Origin of the sequence: Streptomyces odontomachi (assembly GCF_024435355.1) — a bacterium.
GTDB classification, from domain to species: Bacteria; Actinomycetota; Actinomycetes; order Streptomycetales; family Streptomycetaceae; genus Streptomyces; species Streptomyces odontomachi.
Genome location: NZ_JAMJWG010000005.1, coordinates 420,111 through 440,676 on the forward strand (window position 1 = coordinate 420,111; position 20,566 = coordinate 440,676).

Annotated in this window: 17 protein-coding genes; 5 read left to right on the plus strand and 12 right to left on the minus strand. The window is 70.2% G+C overall.

Annotation, left to right across the window (positions count from 1 at the left end; translation table 11 throughout):
* The first annotated feature begins 68 nt into the window (after positions 1 to 68).
* Positions 69 to 1,268 carry an acyl-CoA dehydrogenase family protein gene (locus NQO67_RS14560; RefSeq protein ID WP_255950333.1) on the plus strand — a complete coding sequence of 400 codons (1,200 nt, stop codon included), beginning with the start codon at positions 69 to 71 and terminating at the stop codon, positions 1,266 to 1,268.
* A gap of 102 nt (positions 1,269 to 1,370) precedes the next feature.
* Here NQO67_RS14560 and NQO67_RS14565 read toward each other — a convergent pair whose 3' ends face one another.
* From NQO67_RS14565 to NQO67_RS14580, 4 genes are all read right to left on the minus strand, one after another.
* Positions 1,371 to 2,279, minus strand: a complete 909-nt coding sequence (locus NQO67_RS14565) for a trypsin-like serine peptidase (protein ID WP_255950334.1) — start codon at positions 2,277 to 2,279, stop codon at positions 1,371 to 1,373.
* A 219-nt stretch (positions 2,280 to 2,498) separates the two neighbouring features.
* Positions 2,499 to 2,936: a YjdF family protein gene (locus tag NQO67_RS14570; protein WP_255950335.1), complete on the minus strand. Its 438-nt coding sequence runs from the start codon at positions 2,934 to 2,936 to the stop codon at positions 2,499 to 2,501.
* Positions 2,937 to 3,140: 204 nt separating this feature from the next.
* A complete protein-coding gene (locus tag NQO67_RS14575; protein ID WP_255950336.1) occupies positions 3,141 to 3,353 on the minus strand; it encodes a DUF397 domain-containing protein in 213 nt (70 codons plus the stop codon).
* On the minus strand, positions 3,337 to 4,182 hold the full coding sequence (locus tag NQO67_RS14580; protein ID WP_255950338.1) for a DUF5753 domain-containing protein: 846 nt from the start codon (positions 4,180 to 4,182) through the stop codon (positions 3,337 to 3,339). The genes NQO67_RS14575 and NQO67_RS14580 overlap by 17 nt, the downstream gene beginning before the upstream one ends.
* Positions 4,183 to 4,388: 206 nt before the next feature.
* Between NQO67_RS14580 and NQO67_RS14585 the strand changes: the two genes are divergently transcribed.
* Complete coding sequence (locus tag NQO67_RS14585; RefSeq protein ID WP_255950339.1) at positions 4,389 to 4,814, plus strand: hypothetical protein; 426 nt, start codon at positions 4,389 to 4,391, stop codon at positions 4,812 to 4,814.
* A 3-nt stretch (positions 4,815 to 4,817) separates the two neighbouring features.
* Here the strand turns inward: NQO67_RS14585 and NQO67_RS14590 are convergent, their stop codons facing one another.
* A complete protein-coding gene (locus NQO67_RS14590; protein ID WP_255950412.1) occupies positions 4,818 to 5,741 on the minus strand; it encodes an AraC family transcriptional regulator in 924 nt (307 codons plus the stop codon).
* 319 nt (positions 5,742 to 6,060) lie between these two features.
* On the opposite strand from NQO67_RS14590, the gene NQO67_RS14595 reads away from it, so the two are divergent.
* Both NQO67_RS14595 and NQO67_RS14600 read left to right on the plus strand, forming a co-directional pair.
* Entirely contained in the window at positions 6,061 to 6,420 is a 360-nt protein-coding gene (locus tag NQO67_RS14595; protein ID WP_255950340.1) for a hypothetical protein, read from the plus strand.
* Between the two features lie 8 nt (positions 6,421 to 6,428).
* Positions 6,429 to 7,244, plus strand: a complete 816-nt coding sequence (locus NQO67_RS14600) for a hypothetical protein (RefSeq protein WP_255950341.1) — start codon at positions 6,429 to 6,431, stop codon at positions 7,242 to 7,244.
* 69 nt (positions 7,245 to 7,313) lie between these two features.
* Here NQO67_RS14600 and NQO67_RS14605 read toward each other — a convergent pair whose 3' ends face one another.
* From NQO67_RS14605 to NQO67_RS14615, 3 genes are all read right to left on the minus strand, one after another.
* The gene (locus tag NQO67_RS14605; RefSeq protein ID WP_255950342.1) at positions 7,314 to 8,591 is read right to left on the minus strand and encodes a YncE family protein; all 1,278 of its coding nucleotides are present in this window, start codon (positions 8,589 to 8,591) and stop codon (positions 7,314 to 7,316) included.
* Positions 8,592 to 8,878: 287 nt separating this feature from the next.
* Positions 8,879 to 10,237, minus strand: coding sequence for an LCP family protein (locus tag NQO67_RS14610; RefSeq protein WP_255950343.1), 1,359 nt, complete (start codon positions 10,235 to 10,237; stop codon positions 8,879 to 8,881).
* Between the two features lie 297 nt (positions 10,238 to 10,534).
* The gene (locus tag NQO67_RS14615) at positions 10,535 to 12,118 is read right to left on the minus strand and encodes an LCP family protein (RefSeq protein ID WP_255950344.1); all 1,584 of its coding nucleotides are present in this window, start codon (positions 12,116 to 12,118) and stop codon (positions 10,535 to 10,537) included.
* Positions 12,119 to 12,438: 320 nt separating this feature from the next.
* Here NQO67_RS14615 and NQO67_RS14620 point away from each other — a divergent pair, with 320 nt between their 5' ends.
* Positions 12,439 to 13,482 (plus strand): glycosyltransferase family 2 protein, encoded by a 1,044-nt coding sequence (locus NQO67_RS14620; RefSeq protein ID WP_255950346.1) that lies wholly within the window; start codon positions 12,439 to 12,441, stop codon positions 13,480 to 13,482.
* A 410-nt stretch (positions 13,483 to 13,892) separates the two neighbouring features.
* Here NQO67_RS14620 and NQO67_RS14625 read toward each other — a convergent pair whose 3' ends face one another.
* From NQO67_RS14625 to NQO67_RS14640, 4 genes are all read right to left on the minus strand, one after another.
* Positions 13,893 to 15,737 (minus strand): LCP family protein, encoded by a 1,845-nt coding sequence (locus NQO67_RS14625; protein WP_255950347.1) that lies wholly within the window; start codon positions 15,735 to 15,737, stop codon positions 13,893 to 13,895.
* A 159-nt stretch (positions 15,738 to 15,896) separates the two neighbouring features.
* Positions 15,897 to 17,687 (minus strand): LCP family protein, encoded by a 1,791-nt coding sequence (locus NQO67_RS14630; protein WP_255950348.1) that lies wholly within the window; start codon positions 17,685 to 17,687, stop codon positions 15,897 to 15,899.
* A 387-nt stretch (positions 17,688 to 18,074) separates the two neighbouring features.
* Positions 18,075 to 19,298, minus strand: a complete 1,224-nt coding sequence (locus tag NQO67_RS14635) for an LCP family protein (protein ID WP_255950349.1) — start codon at positions 19,296 to 19,298, stop codon at positions 18,075 to 18,077.
* A gap of 284 nt (positions 19,299 to 19,582) precedes the next feature.
* Complete coding sequence (locus tag NQO67_RS14640) at positions 19,583 to 20,338, minus strand: TIGR03089 family protein (protein WP_255950350.1); 756 nt, start codon at positions 20,336 to 20,338, stop codon at positions 19,583 to 19,585.
* Positions 20,339 to 20,566: the final 228 nt, after the last annotated feature.

The following is a 20,566-nucleotide window of genomic DNA, read 5'->3' on the forward strand; positions in this document are numbered from 1 at the left end:
ACCACCCGCCGCGACCCGCGGTTTCCGTGCGGTGAGTATCGAGTGAGCACCCCTGGGGAGTGACAGTAGTGGCGCGATCGGGATCCGGATCGGCAAAGGACGCGGCCTTCGACCTGTACCAGCTGTCCGAGGAGCACGAGCTGCTCCGGGACACCGTGCGGTCCCTCGCCGAGGCGAAGATCGCCCCGTTCGCCGCGGAGGTGGACGAGGAGGGACGCTTCCCGCAGGAGGCGCTGGACGCGCTGCGCGCCGCCGACCTGCACGCCGTGCACGTCCCTGACGCGTACGGCGGCGCGGGCGCCGACGCGCTCGCCACCGTCCTCGTGATCGAGGAGGTCGCCCGGGTCTGCGCCTCGTCCTCCCTGATCCCGGCGGTGAACAAGCTCGGCTCGCTGCCGGTGATGCTCTCCGGCTCCGAGGAGCTGAAGGCGAAGTACCTGACGCCGCTCGCCGCGGGCGACGCGATGTTCTCGTACTGCCTGAGCGAGCCGGAGGCCGGCTCGGACGCGGCCGGCATGAAGACCCGGGCGGTACGCGACGGCGACCACTGGGTGCTGAACGGCGTGAAGCGCTGGATCACCAACGCCGGCGTCTCCGAGTACTACACGGTGATGGCGGTCACCGACCCCGAGAAGCGCTCGCGCGGCATCTCCGCTTTCGTCGTCGAGAAGTCCGACGAGGGAGTGTCCTTCGGCGCCCCGGAGAAGAAGCTCGGCATCAAGGGCTCCCCGACCCGCGAGGTCTACTTCGACAACGTGCGCATCCCCGCCGACCGCATGATCGGCGACGAGGGCACCGGTTTCGCCACCGCCATGAAGACCCTGGACCACACCCGCATCACCATCGCCGCGCAGGCCCTCGGCATCGCCCAGGGCGCGCTCGACTACGCCAAGGGCTACGTCCAGGAGCGCAAGCAGTTCGGCAAGCCGATCGGCGACTTCCAGGGCGTGCAGTTCATGCTCGCCGACATGGCGATGAAGCTGGCCGCGGCCCGCCAGCTGACCTACGCCGCGGCGGCACGCTCCGAGCGGGTCTCGGAGGGCGCCGACGGCCAGGGCCAGGAGCTGACGTTCTACGGCGCCGCGGCCAAGTGCTTCGCGTCCGACGCCGCCATGGAGATCACCACGGACGCCGTCCAGCTCCTCGGCGGCTACGGCTACACCCGCGACTACCCGCTGGAGCGGATGATGCGGGACGCCAAGATCACCCAGATCTACGAGGGCACGAACCAGGTCCAGCGCATCGTGATGGCGCGGAACCTGCCGTAGCGGGGTTCCTCCGCACCGACCGGTCGCCGACCGGCACCGACCGGCACCGCATCGGCGCCGGTCGGCCGGAGCGGGACACCGCGCGGTCCCGCTCCGCGTCGGTCAGGAGCCCTGCGCGGCGTTGTACGCGGCCGCGGCCTCCCAGCCGTAGTACGGGTGGTACTCGTACGAGCCCGCGCTGATGCTGATGTTGCCGATCTGCATGCCGGTGCCGGTGCTCGGGTCGAAGTTCTGGAGGAACGGCCCGCCGCTGGACCCGCCGGACTGCACGCAGTCGATGCCCCAGACCCCGCCGCCCTCGTGGCCGCCCGGGTTGATCTCGGTGCCGGTGCACCAGTTCATCTGCTCGCCGTTGCCCTCGGCGTCGGACCCGCCGTAGCCGAAGGAGTACACGCTCTGACCGGGCGTCTGGTCGAAGCCGATGCCCTGGCCTCCGACGGTGTCCACCAGCCGCCGCCTGTTCACCTGGCCGACCGTGGCGAAGGCCGCGTCCCAGGCCGCGTCGGAGTCGCCTATGCGCTGCGCCTCCCAGTGCAGGGAGGTGGCGGTGAAGGTGCCGTACGGGCGGTTGCCGTGGTCGTAGGCAGGGATGAACACCCAGTTGGTGTACGAGGTGCCGTCGACGTCCACCACGCAGTGCCCGGCCGTGGCGACGACCGACTTGTTGTCGCTGTTGACCGCGTCGCCGGAGCAGGCGTAGTCCCCGTTGTCCTTCGGGTTGTGGAAGAAGACCTTCCCCCCGGTGGTGGCGATCAGGCCGCCCCCGGTCCAGCGCTGCGGTGAACTCTGGGCGACCCGCGTCCGGGTGGATGCGCCACCCTTGTCCGGCACGTCCAGGTCGACCGCGGCGGCCATCCGGGCCGGCGTCCAGTAGGCGATCGCTCTGGCCTGCGCGGCCTGGTCGAACGAGACGGACCGCGTCGGCGCGGCGTCGGCGGACGCGGCCGGCAGACCGGTGGCGACTGCGGTGGCCAGGGCGGCCATGGTGAGGGCGGCGGAGCGCAAGCGCATGGTTCTCCTCCATCGGTGGGGGCACCCGAGGAGAGATCGACGACAACGTTGTCAAACTCTCCTCAGGTGCGGCGATGCATGCGGGAGTGCGGTGGCGTCCGGCGGGCCCGCCCGACGCCTGATCCGGCGTCAGCGGGCCTTGCGCTGGACCCTATTGGTATGAACCAGAAACCCGCATCTGTCAATGGGACGCGAACCGGGGCCGCATGCGGCGCCCCCTCAATGCCCCCGCTTCCGGCGCCGGCGCTTCGCCTTGGCCAGGGCGTACCTGCGCTCGGCAGCGTCCTGCCTGCGCCTCCTGGCCTCGGCAGCGCCCGACGACTTGCGCTGCTCCAACTCCAGCCGTAGCGCTTCCTGCGACGCGGTGCCGCGCTGCCCCTGAGCCACCCGGGCCGCCTCCCGGGCGGCCAGCCGTACGGCCCGCTTCGGGTTCTGCCGCGCCGGGCGCCTGGTCTCCGCGGGGACGGGAGGGTTGGCCTCCGCGCGTGCCAGCAGGGCTGTGCCGTGGCGCAGCAGGAACTGGTGCAGCTCGGCGTCCGTGGGTTCACCACCGAACACGTGCCGGGTGGCGCGGACCGCGCCCGCCTCCTCGACCTCCAGGACTCCCACCCAGAACGGGGCGTCGAAGCGGATGGTCAGGGTCACCGAGGTGGTCATCACGATGCTCTCTCCATGCATGCCAGCCGCCGGCCTGACGAGGCCGGATTCCGGCACACCGGACATCCCTGGAGAGGACGGATACAGACTGCCGCGGTGACGCCGTCGGCGGTGGCGCCGACGGCTGTGGTGCGGCAGCGTCCGGGCTACCTACCGGACCGCGTTTTCGTGTGCGCCGTCAGGCTACTCCCGCCCGGCGGTGCCCTACGGGAGTCGATTCTCCTTTACGGCGGCGACGAACGCCGACCAGGTGGTGTTCGGGAAGATCACGGCGGGGCCGTGGGGGTTCTTGCTGTCGCGGACGGGGGTGTCGTCGGTAGAGCCGTCGGAGACTTCGAGGCACGCTCCGTCAGCGTTTTCGCAGTAACTTGACATTCGCCAGAGGGTCAAGGTCGTGGCATCAGGAATCGACGTCATTTTCGTACCCTTTCAAATATTCACCGATAAGATCCAGGGATTGTTCGTCTGTTAAGGCCAGTGCGCTGACCAGATCGAAACGATGGATGATTTCAGCCAGCCGCCTGGGTGACTCTACTGACTCGCCGTCATCAAAGCTCTCGACTCCCGCGATCATCCCGCCGTTACCCAGCATGTGCAAGGTCAGGAAGCTGCTCAGCAGAGGGTATGGCCCTGCATCGAACGGGACCACTTGGACCGTGATGTAAGGACGCTTGGCCATCTGCAACAGGTGTTGAAGCTGCGCAGCCATACTTCTTGTGCCGCCGACTGGTCGCCTTAGAGCGGCTTCATCCAGGACTGCCCAATAGTACGGTGGTTCCTCGCGTTTAAGGATCCACTGTCGACTCATCCGGAGGGATACGAGTTCGTTCAGCTTGTCTTCCGATGCGTTTGGCAGCGACCTGCGAAAAACTTCCCGCATGTAGTCCTCCGTCTGGAGAAGCGCAGGGACCATGCTGGAGTTGAAGACCCGAATGCGTACGGCCTCGGATTCCTTCTTCATGACTTTGCGCGTGTAGTCGCGAACTGCCCTGTCGGTCGCCATCTCCCAGAGATCGAAAAGAACCCCGTCCGTCTCGAAGAACCGGTCCAGACTCCTCACTAAGTCTTCCGAAGGCAGCTGCTGCCCCAGCTCCACCCGCCCGATGTAGCTGTGGGACGTCGGGCCGACGCCCGGCTGCTCGCAGAGCTGCCGGATCGACAGCCCGCGAGCCTCGCGCAGCCGGCGCAGGCGGCGGCCCAGGCGAACCGCGGGAGTGAGTTTCTGGTTCTCGTTGCTCAATTCCATGGTGGTGGCGCCCTCCCCGGGGTGCTGTCCCCAACCGGCCATTGGGGACACGGAAATGCTTCACGTGGCGTTTGGTGCAGGGGATCGTAAAAGCCATTCCCCCGCCCCCGTTCGCGACCCTACGAAAAGGCAGCCCCCGCAGCCATCGCGTTACCTCGAACGGGGCGGGAGGGAACGTAAATTCGAGAACCGAAAGAAGGTCTCCCGTGACCGAATGCGCCGGCGCCGGCCGGAACCGGGGTGTCGTGCGGCTGCTGCCCTGGACGAACGCCGACGGCAATCCCTGCTTCATGTACGGCGACGCGGGGGACCCCGGCGGCTACGTCTCCGACGTCGCCGACGAGTTGGAGGAGGCCCAACTCGAGCTGGCGGAGGAACTGCTCGGCGAGGCGGCGCGGGTGCTCGCCGGGCGTACCTGGACGCAGGGCGAGTTGCACCTGCTCGCGGTCCGGCTCACGGAGTCGCTCGGCGAGGTGCACCGCGTCGCCGTGAGCCGCGGTGCCCGGCTGCCGGGCGTCGGAGCCGCCGTGGAACCCCGCACAGAGGCGGCGGCGGAGTCCGGGAAGTTGGTCGAACGGGGCGGGACAGGGGATGCCCGGGAGACAACCGGAACCGTGCGCCGGCGTCCGTAGGACTCAGGGGCGGGTCGCGGAGGACGTGACGGAGCGACGTAGTTCGGCTGCCGTGTACCCGTACTTCTTCTTCATGGCCCGAGCCAGGTGCGACGTGTTGGGAACGCCCCAGCGCCTGGCGATGGCGGTGATGGTGTGGTTGGACTGGGCGGGATCCGCCAGGTCACGGTGGATCCGTTCGAGGCGCTCGTGCCGTACCCATTCGGTGAAGGTGCGCTCCCGACCGCGAAAGAGCTGGTGTAGCCGCCTCGGGGAGATCCGGTGCTGGGCGGCGACGGATTTGACGCACAGTTTCTCGTTGCCCAGATCGCCGAGGGTGTAGGCGACGATCCGGTCGATGTGGGAGCCGCTCGGAGTCTCCATGTGTTCCGGGGGGATGCCGGTCAGGGCGCCGATCAGCAGATTGGTCATCGCACCGAGGAGGAACTCCGGACGGGGGCCGGTGACCGTGTCCACATGATCACCAAGTGTGGCCAGGAGCCCGGCGCACAGGGCGGCCAGGCCCTTGTCGGCGGGTACTGCCTCCCCGCTGCGGCGGGCCAGAGTCTGTGCGTGCGGGCCCAGCAGCGTCCGTGAGACGCCGACCACCACGACGTCACACGGATCGAGGAGGCGCAGCGAGTAGGGGCGGGTGGTGTCGATGGCCAGGAGATCACCGGTCCGCACACGCCGCTGCCGGTCGTCCTGGCTTGTCACCGCGGTGCCGCCGAGGTGCAGGGTGATCTTGAAGAGGTCGGGATCGGTGGAGGACATCGCCGTTGTCTCCCGCAGCACTCGGTGCGGTCCACAGCGCAGCCGCCCGACGCTCAGGCCTGTGGTTCCGGCGAATTCCGCGGTCGCGCGGAAGGGTTGACGGTCGGGCGCGGTCACCCGTAACGGCACGAGGAAGTCCGAGGCCGCACTCTGCAACTGGTCCGGCCGCACCATGTTCTGCACGGTCCGCATGCTGTTTCGTGAGGCCCGGTCAGCGTGGACTAAGTGCCCGTTGCTCATATGGCATGTCCTCCCCCTGCGCGGGCCGCACACAGTTCGGAGAACCGGAGCATGGTCGCGCGCTGCCTTCTTTTCGGACCCCATTGAAGCAGTTTTCAGCGACGAGTTGCGCGTGAGGGCGAATACGTTTCGCGCTGTGGCGAGCCTTCTCGGGCTGTGCCTTCTAGCGTGGCGATGCGCGGGGGAAGCGCGTTGTGCTGCGTGAGCAGGCCGGGGTCCCTTGGCCGTGCAGGTACTTCGGTTACTTCAGGAGGTGGTTGAGCTGACCGGCGAACCGAACAGGTATTCAGTTTGGGTGGGCGGAAACAACGTGGGCCAGGTGGCTGGAAGGGATATCCGTAACGAGAACGGGGCCGCCGAGGAGGAGATGCGGCAGATCCGCGCCAAGCTGGAGGATCTTCTGGGAGAGGTTCGACGTGGCGCGTTCGGTGCCGAAGCCGCCGAAGAGGTGGCTCCGGTCCTGGAAGAGGCGCGTGCATCGGCCACTGGTGGAGATCTCGTGCAGGCGGAGTCCCGCCTTGTGGTCGCCGCCGACCGGGCCAGGTTCTTTGCGGCCCTTGCCCCCGCGATCACCGCGATCCTTGAGCCCGTACGTTCCCTCATCCAGCGGTAGGGGATCTCGTGGCCGAGGTGAGGTCCGGAGTCCACGGTGACAACCACGGGCAGTATGCGGGCCGGGACCTGTTCAATCAGTCCTGGCGGAACGAGGACCGGAGAAGCTACACGCAGGTATACGTCGGCAGCTACGGGCCGGGCGGGAAGCGCTGCGTGACCGACGCCGCAGTACTGCCGCCCCGGGTCAAGGTCGGATGTGGTGCCCCCCTGAAAAAGACGACGGTCGTCTTCAACGAGAACGCTTTGAGCGTCCTACCGCGGAAGGGCTTCATCCCCCGCAACAATTGGGCGATATTGGCTCGCCCGCCGATCGAGCCTGAATCGCCGTCCGGCGGCGGGCCGGGGGCGGAGCCGGCGAAGGGCGTCACAAGCAGGCAGCGTGCGGTCGTCGTGTTCTCCGCTTGTGCCGCAGGTGGGTTCGGATGGGCGCTTGCGGCCTTCACCACGTCATGGGCCTGGTATTGGACGGTGCTGGTCGGGGCCCCCTTCTTGATCGCGGCATGGTGTCTTCGGTATGAATGGGACGATTTTCCGGTCGGGATGCGTGCGTTCTTCTCCTTCATATGCAGTACCGCTGTCCTGCAACTCCTGCCGGTGTCCATGCCGATGATGGCCACGCTTCTCGTTGTCATATGCGGGGCCGACCTTTTCTTCGGTTTTCGTCGCGAAGCCCGGTACGAGTACGAGGAGTACCTGGAGCGGGTGGAGAAGGACACGGCGTACCGGAAGAGGAAAGATCGCTACGACAAGGACCTCTCGCTGTGGGAGAACAGCTGGTTCTGTACCGCCTGCGGCCGCAAGTGGGTCTTCAGAACGGCGTGAACGGTGTCAGACGCCCCGGACGATCAGGCAGTCCCCGCCGCATCGGGCCCATCGCCGCCCCGATCGCGCTCAGCCCGTGGGACCGGTCCAGTCGGCCGGGACGTGGGCCAGCCGGACGCGTTGCGGGTGGTCGCCGACGGCAACCGACGTGACCTTCTCGCCGGTGGCGAAGCTGATCGCCGTGACCTGGTCGGCGCCGCTCTCCGAGACGATGCAGTCCTTGCCGTCCCCGCTGACCGTGGCCCAGTAGGGCTTGGACGTGGGGATCAGGGGACCCTTGGTCAAGGTGGAGCGGTCGACGACCGTCGTGTAGTCGTCCATCGTTCCGGCGATGCACAGTTCGGCGCCGTCGGGACTCATGGACATGCCGTGGTGGCGGGAGTCGTTGACCCAGTCGGTGCGGTCAGGGCTGGTGGCGGGGTTTTCCGGGAGGGTCTTGACGCGGGTGATCTTGTCGGTGGCGACGTCGTACTCCAGGAAGCCGTTGAAGAACGACACCTGGAAGTAGAGCTTCGAGCCGTCGGGGCTGAAGACGGCCGGGCGGACGGCGTCGGACAGGTCGTCGCGGCCGAAGGCGTCGAGGCGGTCGCGCATGTCGATGGTCCTGACCACCTTGTACGTGGTGGCGTCGGCGACCGTGATGTGCCGGTCGCCCTTGGTCCAGTCGAGCGCGGAGTCGTCGAGGTCCGTCTCGACGTTGCCGATGGACATGTTCCAGATGTACCTGCCGCCGTCGGTGAAGACGTTCTCGTGCGGCTTGTCGCCGGTCGTGAACTGGCCGAGCAGGGTGCCGGTGTTGATGTCCAGGACCTGCGCGACGTTGGTGGTGGAGGCGGAGACGACGACGCGGTTGCCGTCGGGTGAGACGGCCATGTGGTCGGCGCGGAAGCCGGCCACCGGAAAGCGCCAGTTGACCTTTCCGGTGGTCAGGTTGATCGAGACGACGTCCGCGAAACTGGGGCGGGAGGCAACGAGGGAGGTGCCGTCGGGGGTGGCGTACATGTCGTCGACGAGCTGGTCGTGGCCCTCGCCGACGCCCTCGCGGATGCCCAGGAAGTAGGCCAGCTTCACGGGGTTGAGGTAGATCTCGGCCAGGCGCTCGTCCCTGTCGGGGACGACGTTGATCCGGCCGATCCGTGCGAAGTCACCGCTCGACTTGATGACGTCCGCGGTTCCGTCCCAGTTGTTGCCGACGAACATGACCTCGCGCAGTGCGTCCGCGGCGGCGGCCTGCTGGGTCGGGAGCGCGCTGAGCGCGGCAGCGGTCAGAAGCGCTGCCGCCGCGGCGGCGAGGGCGGCCGGCCTGCGGCTGCGGCGAGGGCCCGGGCGCCGTGTGCGGTGGGGCATCTGTTCCTCCTGCGTGCGGGGAGCGGAAGTGCGAGGGAAGGTGCCGTGACCACCCGCCGGCGAGCCGTCCCGGCGGGCCGGAAAGGTGAACACTTGTCATTTCTCACGGGGTTACCGGAAAGTAGCCGACCGTCGCGGCGCTGACAAGACACCAGGGCGCGCCCGGAACGCGACCGACCCCCGGGTCCGGCGTGATGCCGGGCCCGGGGGCCGGGTGGGGACCTTCGGCGCGCCCGCAGCGATGGGGGGCGCTCGGCCAGGTCGGAGACTGGTGGGGTCGACCGGGGTCAGTTGCCCGACACCGTCACCTTCTCGTCGTTCTTCAGCTCGTCGACCAGGGTCTTGACCTTGGCCTTGTCCCACAGCAGGTTGCCGCCGGAGGAGCCGTTGAGCGGGATGTTCATCTGCTTGCCGTCGCCGCTGGAGACGCCCTTCATCGCCCAGAACATGGAGGCCAGGTTCCACAGGCTCATGTCCTTGTCGACGATGAGCGAGTCGAGGCCGGCGCCCATCACGGGGTACAGCTTGAACGGGTTGAGGACCGTGGACGGGGTGGCGACCTGGTGGGCCAGGGCGGCCAGGAACGCCTGCTGGTTCTTGGTGCGCTGGAGGTCGCTGGTGGCGAACGCGTGCCGGGTGCGCACGAAGGCGAGGGCCTGCTGGCCGTTGAGGGTCTGCTTGCCCGCCTTGAAGTCGGCGCCCGAGTAGCTGTCCTTGAAGCCGTGGTCCAGGTTCATCTCCACGCCGCCGACCGCGTCGACGATGTTCGCGAAGCCGGCGAAGCCGATCTCCGCGTAGTGGTCGATGTGCAGCCCGGTGTTGGCCTCGATGGTGCGCACCAGCAGCTCGGGGCCGTCCATCGCATAGGCGGCGTTGAGCTTGGTGTGCTTGCCGGTGCCCGGGTAGGTCTTGCCGGACTCCGAGCCCTTGAAGGTGGGTATCTCGACGTCGGAGTCGCGCGGCAGCGAGACCATCGTGTCGCCGTTGTCACCGACGTGCAGGATGATCATCGAGTCGGTGCGCTTGCCCTCGGCCGAACCGGTGTGCAGGTCCTTCTTCTGCTCGTCGGTCATGCCCTCGCGGCTGTCGGAGCCGACGATCAGGTAGTTGGTGCCCTTGCCCGCCTCGGGGCGGTCGATGACCTTGGACAGGTCGACCTCGCGCCGCAGCTTGGAGTCCGCCCAGAAGTAGGTGCCCACGGCCGCGACCAGCACCACGAAGACAAGGGTCAGCACCCCGATCCGGATGCGTCGGCCCCAGCGCGGCCTCGGCCGGTACTCGCCGGGCGGGTAACCGTCGTCGCCCCCGCCGCCTCGGGCACCGCCCTGCCGGGAGCCGTACACCTGCCCGTCGCTGTAACCGCTGTCGTACGGTTCCTGGCCGTAGTCGTCCTCCCCCGCGCCGTAGGGGTCGCCGGGTCTGGCCGTCGGCTGCGCCGGGATGCCCGGGCGCCCGGGGGCGTCGTACGGCGGGGCGGACGGTCTGGGGCGGGGCGGCACCTGCCCACGCCGGACCTGCCGCATCACCTGCGGGCCGTCGGGCTGCGCACTGCCGCTGCCGCCGCCGTAGCGGGCCTGCGGATCCTCGGGCCACCCTCCTCCCTCGGTTCCGCGCGGACGGGAGGTGCCGCCATGCCAGTCACTCATACGGCCCAGTGTGCAGGGTCGGGCCGACGTCCTCCCAGAGTGCAGGGGCGACCGGAACGGGGCTGTTGCGAAGATGATGCAAACGTCATCCAGCGGTCCAAGTCATAGCGGTGCGACCTGCGGCATAGCGTGCGGCGCGTGGCATAGGGGTGTGGCATATTCCATACGCTGCTATCGACCCGCATAAGTGAGAGGTCGTATTCCGGTTAGTTCGTGTGCCTTTGAGGTAGGCCCCGGACGAGGACCTGAAGGCGAGGTCAGGCAGGGTCGGGCAGGGTCACGCCAGGCCAGGCCAGGTCAGGGGCAGGCCACCTGGTCGCCGGTCACCGCGTTGACGTGGCGGGGGTCGGGATCCTTGAGGCGGACCCGGGTGATGCCGTGGAAGTCGGAGCCGGCGACCACCTTCAGGACCGCGCCCTGACCGGTGGCCGGGCGCAGCACGCTGCCGGGCAGGGCCGCCGCCAGGGACGCGGCGGAGCGGTCCCAGCGCGGGTCGTACAGCACGACCGTGTGGTGAACGTTACGGTCGCGCCCGGCGACCGGGGCGCCCGTGGTGCGGAACCCGGTGCCCCGCAGCGCGCCGTCCACCCGGGTGCCGAGGTCCCGCGTGGTGGTGCCGTTGACGACCTGCACCCGAATCCGGTGCGGGTCCACCGGGACCCCCGTCGCACGCTGGGCCGCCGCCGGCGGGGCGAGCGGCCGGTCGTCGCGCAGCGCGGTGAACAGGCGCCGGGTCTGCACCAGATCCCACTGCACGGTGGAGCCGAGGCCCGGCACCTTGTGGGCGGTGTCCCGCACCGGCACGGTGGTGAACTCGGACGACGCCGGCGCGAAGTAACGCATCGCGTGCCCCAGGTCCAGCATCTCGCGCGGCCCGAACCCGGGGTCGGCGCGCACCGAGCCCAGCACGGTGTGGGTGAGCAGGCCGAACTTCACGGGGTTCAGCAGCACCCCTGAAGAGGTGGCCTCGGCGATCAGCGAGGCCAGGAAGCGCTGCTGGCGCTCCATCCGGCTCAGGTCCGCGTCGCCGTCGACATGCCGCGAGCGCACGTACTGAAGGGCCTGCCCGCCGGTCAGCCGGTGGCGTCCCGCGGTCAGGTCGAGACCGGTGTAGGAGTCGACCAGCCGCTGCGGCGCACAGATCTCCACGCCGCCGAGCACGTCCACCGTCTTCATGAACGCGGTGAAGTCGACCTCCACGTAGTGGTCGACCTTGACGTCGGTCATGTGCTCCACGGTGCGCACGGTCAGCTGCGGGCCGCCCTCCGCGTAGGCCGCGTTCAGCTTGACCGGGTGGGAGGGCATGTGCCGGCCGGTGCTCGGTTCGACGTGCGCGGGAACCACCGCGTAGGAGTCACGCGGCAGGCTCACCACGCTCGCCCGCTTACGGTCGCCCGACAGGTGCACGATCATGATGGTGTCGGTGCAGTGGCAGGGCGTGCCGCCCAGCCGGTACGCGCGCCGCTCCCGCCTGCTGATCTTGTCCCGGCCGTCGGTGCCGACCAGCAGGACGTTCATCCCGCGGCCCGCGTCCGGGCGGTTCTTCATGTCCCTGAACGGGTCGACCCGGTCGATGCTGCCGTCGAGGCTGGTGACCACGGCGTGCCCGATGCCGGCGGTGGCCAGGACCAGCACGGAGATCGCCGTCGCGGTCCGCATCGCCCAGCGGGAGCCGCCGCCCCCGCCCCGCACCGCCGTCGCCCCCGTCGCCCGGCGCCCCGGGGGCTGGCCGGGGCGGCCGGGCCGGCGCGGGGGCGGGGCCCAGCCCGGCGCCGGGGTGCGGCCTCGTGGCGGCGTGCGGCCCGGTGGTGGCGTGCGACGCGGAGGTCGCCCGGCGCGGGCGCGGGTGGGGTGCGCGGGGGAGCGTGGCGGCGTGGGCACGGGACACCTCCGCGGGGCGGGGCCGGGCGATCGCCCAGAACAGTACGTCCCTGCGGCGCACGCGCCGGGCCGTCGACCGGACGGCGCGCGCCACTGTCCCCCGTACGCGGTAACGTGGCGGGCTGATGCCGCCGCGTGGCACCCGGCCCGCCGCGGACCGGCCCGCCGAGGCACATGTGCCCCGAAGGGACCCGGCACCCGCGTCCGGACCCGCCTTCCGCGGCCCGGCGCCCCGGGGGCGGCCGGTGCCCGCAAGGCGCGAGGCCACAGCGAGCGGGCGACAGCAGCGCGACCCCCGGCCGAAAGACAGCGAAGACATCATGGAACCCGATCCCCGCACGCCCAGCCCCGCGGACCCGGCCCCGGCCGTCTCCGTGATCATGCCCGTCCTCAACGAGGAGCGGCACCTGCGCACTGCCGTGCGAGCGATCCTGGCCCAGCGCTACGCCGGCGAGATGGAGGTCGTCATCGCGCTCGGTCCGTCCACGGACCGGACCGACGAGATCGCCGCCGAGCTGGTGCGCGAGGACCCGCGGGTGCACACCGTGCCGAACCCCACAGGGCGCACCCCCGCCGCGCTGAACGCCGCGATCAAGGCGTCCCGCCACCCGGTCGTGGTCCGCGTCGACGGCCACGGGATGCTGTCGCCCGACTACATCACGACCGCGGTGCGCCTGCTGGCGGAGACCGGCGCGCAGAACGTCGGCGGCATCATGCACGCCGAGGGTGAGAACGACTGGGAGCACGCCGTCGCCGCCGCCATGACCTCCAGGATCGGCGTCGGCAACGCGGCCTTCCACACCGGTGGCCAGGCCGCTCCCGCCGAGACGGTCTACCTCGGTGTCTTCCGGCGTGCGGCCCTGGAACAGCAGGGCGGGTACAACGAGGAGTTCATCCGCGCCCAGGACTGGGAGCTGAACTTCCGGATCCGTGAGGCGGGCGGCCTGATCTGGTTCTCGCCCGAACTGCGGGTCTCCTACCGGCCGCGCCCCAGCGTGCGGGCGCTCGCCAAGCAGTACAAGGACTACGGCCGCTGGCGGCACGTCGTCGCCCGCTACCACGAGGGCTCCATCAACCTGCGCTACCTCGCCCCGCCGACCGCCGTGTGCGCGATCGCCGCCGGCCTGGTGGTGGGCGCCGCGGTCACACCGTGGGCGCTGCTGGTGCCCGGGGCGTACGTCGCGGGAATCGTGGCCGGTTCGGTGCCGGCCGGGCGGGGCATGTCCTTCGGCGCCCGCATACGGATTCCGCTGGCGCTCGCCACGATGCACATGAGCTGGGGCTGGGGCTTCCTGACCAGCCCCCGTTCCCTGGCCAGACGAGTCATCGCCAGCCGCCGCCCAGCGGTCCGCACGTCACCGTGACCATGCGGCGTGCGGCCACCGCGGCGCCCTGAAGGGGCGCGGGGCTGTGTCTGTATGCGGCTCCGCCGCGTGGGCGCGAGCAGCCACGACGGGCCCGTCGGGTCGTCACGGTCCTGGAGGGGTTGTTTCTGTCGTGTTCGGGCCACCGGCGGGTGGTGGGTTGGTCGCGCAGTTCCCCGCGCCCCTTGGTTGGTGGCCGTGGGCCCCAACATCACGCTCGGGGGCGCCCCGGATGGCGCCGCAGGGCGCCTTTCAGGGGCGCGGGGAACTGCGCGACCAGCCACGACGAGACCGTCAGGTCGTCACCGCCCCAGAGGGGTTGTTTCTGTCGTGCCCGGACCGCCGGCGGGGCCGGCTGAGGGCGTTCCCCGGCGCCCCGGCAAAACGCCGTTGCAGGGGCGCACCCTGCATCACCAGGTGTACGCCGGGTTCACGTGCATGCACTGCGAATCATCCGCCCCATTGATCGCTTCCGCGGAATCCGGCGTCTTGTCATCGTCCGCCCCGCCGGAGGCCCCCGCGCCCCCGGCGGGATACGACGTGCCGGTGCGCCAGTCGGAGCCGACGATGAGGGTGATGCCGGACACGCCGGTGGAGCGGGTCACGGACGTCAGCGGGATGCCGAGCGCCTTCGCGACCCGTTGGGCGTCGCCCTCCAGGTCGGCGCTCGGGTAGTGGATCACCGTACGGGGCTGGGTGAGCAGGACCGACGAGTCGGCGACCGCGTGGCTGAAGCCCTTGCCGACCAGCGCCTGGGCCACCCCGTTGGCCCGTCCCTGGGACGGGGCGAGCGTCGCCGTGCGGGTGCCGTTCTGCACCTGGACGGCGATCTGCGCGTCCGGGGCGGCGGGATCGCGTGAGACGTCCGGCTCGCGCGGCTCCTTGCTCGCGCCCGTCTTGTCCTTGGCGGCCTTGCCGTCCAGCGGGATGTCCTCGCGCACCAGCCGGAACAGCTGGTCGGCGTCGTCCGGCTTGGGCCGCACCCGGGCGCCCACGTACTCGTACGGCATCGTGGTGGCGGTGATGCGGTCGGACTCCGGCTTCTTCAGCTCGGTGCTGAGGTCGTAGAGCTTCTTGACGGTGTCCAGGCCCTCGTCGACGCGGAGCGCCTTGGTGGCCTCCTCGGCGATGGAGCGCAGCTTGCCCGGGCTGGACAGGGTGGCGTTTTTGCGCAGCTCGCGCACCATCGAGTTCATGTACATGTGCTGGGCCTTGGTGCGCCCGATGTCGCTGCCGTCCTCGAAGCCGTAGCGGGTACGCAGCCACTGCAACGCCTGGACGCCCTTGACGGAGTGGGTGCCGCGGGTCAGCTTCAGGCCGCTGCCGTGACCGTCGGAGGTGTGCGAGTAGATGTTGGCGTCCACGCACACGGGGACGCCGCCGATGGCGTCGGCCATGGACACCACGCCGGCGAAGTCGACCATCATGAAGTGGTCGATGTGGATGCCGGTGAGCTGTTCCCACGTCGCCACGGTGCAGCCGGGACCGCCGCGCCCCAGGGAGTCGTTCACCATCGTGGGTGTGGTGATGGCCGGGTAGACCTTGCCGGAGTCCGGGTCGGTGCACTGCGGGATGGTCACCAGGGTGTCGCGTGGGATGCTGACCACGGACATGTTGGTGCGGTCGGCCGACAGGTGCACCAGCATCTGGACGTCCGCGCGTGCGGCGCCGCCGAAGGTGTTGCGGGCGCCGCCGAGCTGCTGGTTCTCCTTGCTGTCCCGCGCGTCGGAGCCGATGAGCAGGATGTTCAACGGGGTCTGGCCCGCCGCGTTCGGGGTCGGTTCGGGGGCCTTGTGCTCGCCGATGTTCAGCGGGTCGGTGCGGATGTTGTTGTTGAGGTGGCGGTAGTAGAGGTAGCCCGCGCCGGCGGCGCCGAGCACGGCGAGCGCCAGGAGGGTGGCGAACCAGCGCAGGATGCGGCGCGCCAGGCTGGGTTTACGAGCCCGCGCACGTCCACCGCGCTCCGGTTTGCCTGCTGCTTCCCGCAGCTTGGTGGCGGCCCGCCGGCCATCGTCCGGCCCCACCGCACCGGAGTCCTGGGCGTCGTCCCCCGTGGCGCGTGCACCCTCCGCCGGGGGGTGCTCCCGGCCGTCGTCGTCCGCACGAGCACCACCCTCCGCGTGGGCGTCCGCGTCCGTGCCCCCGGCACCGTCCGCGTAGAGACCGTCGTCCCAGCCCAGGTCCCGGGCGCCCGGCGCATGGGGGGTGGCTATGCCGTCCGGCGCACCCTCCCCGCGCACACCGCTCTGCCTCATGACCTGCCCCTCCCCGGGCCGTGCCCCTTCGGGCGCCCCCCTGGGCGCCCCCACGGGTCGCCTCACGCCCGGTTAGACGCATGAAACCGCATAAGGGTTACTACGAAATCCCGCCGGTGTTACGTGACGCGATTGCCGTGGCCACGTGTGCCGCGGCCACTAACTGGCGCACACCGCCTTGCCGGCATCGACCTTCTGGATGTCCTTCGGTGCCTTCGACGGAGCGGCGATCGGCACCCCGGCGCCCTTGAAGTCCTTGCCCAGGGTCAGCACGATCGCCGGCAGCCCCTGGTCGTTCTTCTCACTCTCGCCGGGCTTCATCGCCGAGGCCGGCAGCCCCATCACGTCGGCCAGCTCACGGGCCTGGTCGGCCTGGTCGGGCGAGTACTCCAGGGTCGTCTTCGCCAGCGACTTCGGGGCGTTGCCGAGCTGGCTGGCCTTGGACATGCCCTCGGTGTTCTGCAACCAGGTCAGGGTGGACTGCGCGGATCCGCCGGGGGCGCCACCGTTGTAGATGTCGACGCGCACCTCGGACGGGTCGGCCTTCGGGCCCTTCAGACGGGCCTCCTGCGCGGCCTTCTCCTTCGACTTCTTCTGCTTGACCTCGGTGAACGAGACATCGTCGCGGATCATCGAGAAGACCGGATCGGCCAGGGTCTTGTTGACGACGACGGTCGCATGCACTATCTCGTCCGGGTTGTCGACCACCGGCAGCGTGGTGAAGGTGATGTTCTTCGGCGGCACCTTCTTCAGCTCCAGGGCAACGTCCTTGAGCGTGCTGATGTGGCCGATGCCGGTGTCCACGGTGAGCGCCTTGGTCGCCGTCTCCGCGAGGCTGGTCAGCTTGGTCGGGCTGGTCAGGGTGTCGCTGGAGGACATCTTCCGCATCAGCGAGCCGAGGAACTGCTGCTGCACCTTGATGCGGTCGAGGTCGCTCTCGTTGCCGAAGCTGTGCCGGGTGCGCACGAACGCCAGGGCCTGCTCGCCCTCGATGGTGGACTTGCCCGCGGGCAGGTTGAGGTGCGACTCCTTGTCGTTGACGGGGTGCTCGAGGCAGACCTCGACCCCGCCCACCGCCGACGACAACGTCTTCACCGCGTTGAAGTCGGCCATCATGAAGTGGTTGACGTGCACGCCGGTGAGCTCTTCCACGGTGCGCATGGTGCAGCCCGGGTCGCGGCCGTCCTGGCCGAGGCTGGTGTTGAAGCGGACGTGCTGGCTGCCCTGGATGTTCTTCCAGGAGTCGTCCGGTTGCTTCGTCTTGCACTCCGGGATGTCGGTGATCAGGTCCCGGGGGATGCTCAGCGCGGTGGCGTTCGTGCGGTCCTTGGACACGTGCAGCAGGATGTTGGTGTCGGCGTGCCCGACGCTGCCCTTGTCGCCGTAACCCTCGTTGCCCTTGCCGGTCCGCTTGTCGGTGCCGATGAGCAGTATGTTGAACGCCTCGTCCTTGGAGAAGCCCTTGTCACCCGCGCTGCCGACGTCGGTGGTGTTGATGTTGTCGTCGAGGTGCTTGTAGTACAGGTACGCGGCCGTGGACGTGCCGACCAGCACGAAGGCCATGATGCCGCCGGTCCACAGCAGCACCTTCTTCGCCCTGGACTTCTTCGGCTTCGGGCGGCGGCGGCCGGGCACCGGCTCGGCCTGCGGGCGGCGCCGACGCTGCCCCGGCACCCGCGGTGCTTCCTGGTCCTCCTCCAACGGCGCGCCACGGCCCGGCGCACGCCGCCCGCCGGGCGGGCGCTCGCCGCCCGTCGAGCGCTGCGCGGCGCGCGACCCCTCGGGCCCGGGAGCGCGCCGGCGCCCCGGTGCACCCTGGCGGGGGCCCGGCATCGGCGGCTGCCCTGAGGGAGGGTTCAGTCGCAGTTCGTAATCACCGGTGTCCGGGTTGAGTACCCACTGGTCTGCGGGGTCGATGTCGTCCGACCGCCCACGGCCTTGCGCGTCCACGGTTGTCCAACCTCCGTCGGGGCCACGCGGCACCCTTCCCCAGAGCCTGCCGTTCGGGTCCTGCCGGGCTCGCCGGGTCCCTACGGCGCCGACCACTGGTTCATGGCGCTCGATGAGTCGTCCAGCAGTGCGTGACCTCATGGCCTGGTGCACCGGAGCGCTCACACTATCCGCCCGGTTCGATCCGGAACGAGGGGGTGACGAAATCCTCGTTCCTACAACCGGGCATTCCCACGCAATTCCCGGGCGTCCCGGGCGGCATTGGCGTGCGCTTTACCTGAGCGGGCTTGCCGAGCGGCCGCTTTCGCTCGTCATGGGACTCCTACGCGCGTCACTGGCGGCTGTTGTTCCTGTCGTTTATATCTCTTTTGCGGCCTTCTGTGCGGCTCACCCGCAGCCGTCCTCCGAAGCCGTGTTGCCGCGGAAGGTCGGGGGCGAGGCTGCGGGGCTGCGGCTGCCGGGCGTGGCGTGGCCCGGGGTGCGGGGCGCCCGGGCCACGCCCACCGGCGTGTCGGTGCGCAGCCGCCGGAAGAGCTTGCCGGCCGCGCCGGCGACGAGCTGGTCGCGGTTGGCGTTGCCGGGATAGGGCCGGATCGGCACCGTCAGGAACTGGATGTTTCCGGTGGGGATCTTGCGTACGCCGCGCACCAGGTTGTAGAGGCCGCGCAGGCTCGCCAGCCCCGGGTCGGTGGTCAGCGACGACGTCGCCGCGTCGAGCAGGGGATAGAGCCGTCCCGGATTGAGCAGGACGCCGTTGCTCTGCACCTTCGCGGCCAGGGCGCCCAGGAACCGCTGCTGACGGTCCATCCGGTCGGTGTCGCTGCCGTTGCCCAGGCTCTTGCGGGCCCGTACGTACCCCAGTGCCTGCTCGCCGCCGAGGGTCTGCGGACCGGCGCGCAACATGAGGTGGGCGTCGCTGTCGCGGATCGGCTCGCGCAGGCAGATCCGCACGCCGTGCACGGCGTTCACCATGTTCTTGAAGCCTTGGAAGTCGATGACCACGTGATGGTCGATCCGGATGTTCGTGAGCTTCTCGACGGTGCGGATCGTGCAGGCCGTCCCGCCGGCCTCGTAGGCGTGGTTGAACATGGCGAACGCCGGTCCGGTCGTGCGGCCGTCGGGGCGCCGGCAGGCCGGCATCGACACCATCAGGTCGCGCGGGATGGAGACCGCGGTGGCCCACCGCCGGTGGGCGGCCAGGTGCAGCAGGATCGTGGTGTCGGAGCGTGCGGTGCCGTTGCTGTGGCCGTACTTGCGGTTGTTCGGGCCCGCCCGGCTGTCGGAGCCGATCAGCAGGATGTTCTGCGCGCCGCGCACCAGAGCCGTGGGTCGCTCCCGCTCGTAGCGCTTCAGCTCCGCCTCGGCGGCGGTGTCCGCGGTGATGTTGCCGTTGAGCTTCTGGTACGCGGCCCAGCCGGAGACCCCGGTGCCGAGTACGAGGGCGGCGGCTCCCAGCGCCATCCCGCGCCGTCGCCGCTGCCGGCGGCGGGCGGCGCCGGCACCGGTGGCCGGGGAGCCCGGCCGCCCTGCACCGGTCGGGCGGCCGTCCGGCCCTCGATCGCCGTGGTCCGGTCGGTCGGGGCCGTCCGGCGTGCCCTCGGAGTCGGTCACCTCTGCCACCACCCCTTGCCGCGTCCGGTCCGTGGCCGGGCACCCGATGGCGGGCACCCGGCCGGGTCGTTCCTACGACGATGACTCCGCGGACCGGCGGCGGCTCGCGGGCCGGGGGTGCGGTGGGCCGAACGGGTGGTTACGGGGGGTGATGAGGGGATGGCGGGGGTGGTGACGGGGGTGATCGGGGTGATGGGGAGGGGCGCTGGTCGGCTGGCGTCCGGCGGTCAGGGGGCGGCGGGTGCCGGTCCGCTGGCGCCAAGCGGTCAGGGGGCGGGTGCCGGTCAGTGGGCGGTGGCGGTGACGCGTTCGGTGTCGATGCGCTTGTCGCGGGCGTCGTCGGCCAGCTGGTCGGCGTGCCGGCACAGCACCACGGAGCCGCCGGTCGCCAGCGGCGCGTAGAGCCCGGCGCTCAGGCCCTCCCAGGTGTCGTACGGGCGCGTGGACAGCAGCCGGGAGCCGGGTCCGGTCAGGTCGAGCCCGGGTGCGTCACGCAGCGCGCGCTCGACGACCTCGGCGCCGGACAGCTCGGCACCGGCCACGATCAGCGCCGGCGCATCGGGGTCGACGGGTGAGAACGGGGCGAAGCGGTCGCCCTGCCCCGGCACGTCCACCGCGTAGTCGACGAACCCTTCCGGAGGCGTGGGGAAGCGCCCGCCGAGCGGACGCAGGGCGAGGGCCACCCGCTCGCCGGAGCAGGCCCGTGCCGCGTCCAGGGTGTCCGGGCCGCTGACGACGAGGTCCGCGCCGGCAGGGTCCCCCGCGACGTCCACGAGCACGCCCACCGAGGAGCAGGCGAGCAGCCACACCGCGGTCTGCCAGTGCGCGGGCAGCAGCAGCGCGAGCCGGTCACCGGGCTCGGCGGACAGCTCGCCCTGGAGGAGGTTGGCGGTCTTGGCCACCCAATTGGCGAAGGTGGCCACGGACAATTCGACGCGTTCACCCGTCGCATCGTCGTAGAAGGTCACCAGCGGGCGGCCGGGGTCCGCGGCGAGCGCGGATCCCAGCAGGTCGGCGGGGGTGCGGTCGGTGGTGGTCACGCCGGTAAGCCTACGCGGCGCCGGACGGCGGATGCGTCCGGGCGGGGGAGCGGGAAACCACCCGGACGGACCGACGGGTCGTCAGCCCGGCGCGCTGGAACGGCGCGAAACGCCATGGAACGAGACCGCTCGAAGTGGACATCCCTGCGCCCCTGTGCCGACGATCGGACGTATGCGTGGATCTGGATCTTCTGCTTCGTCAGCCGCTTCGTCAGCTTCGTCAGCCGC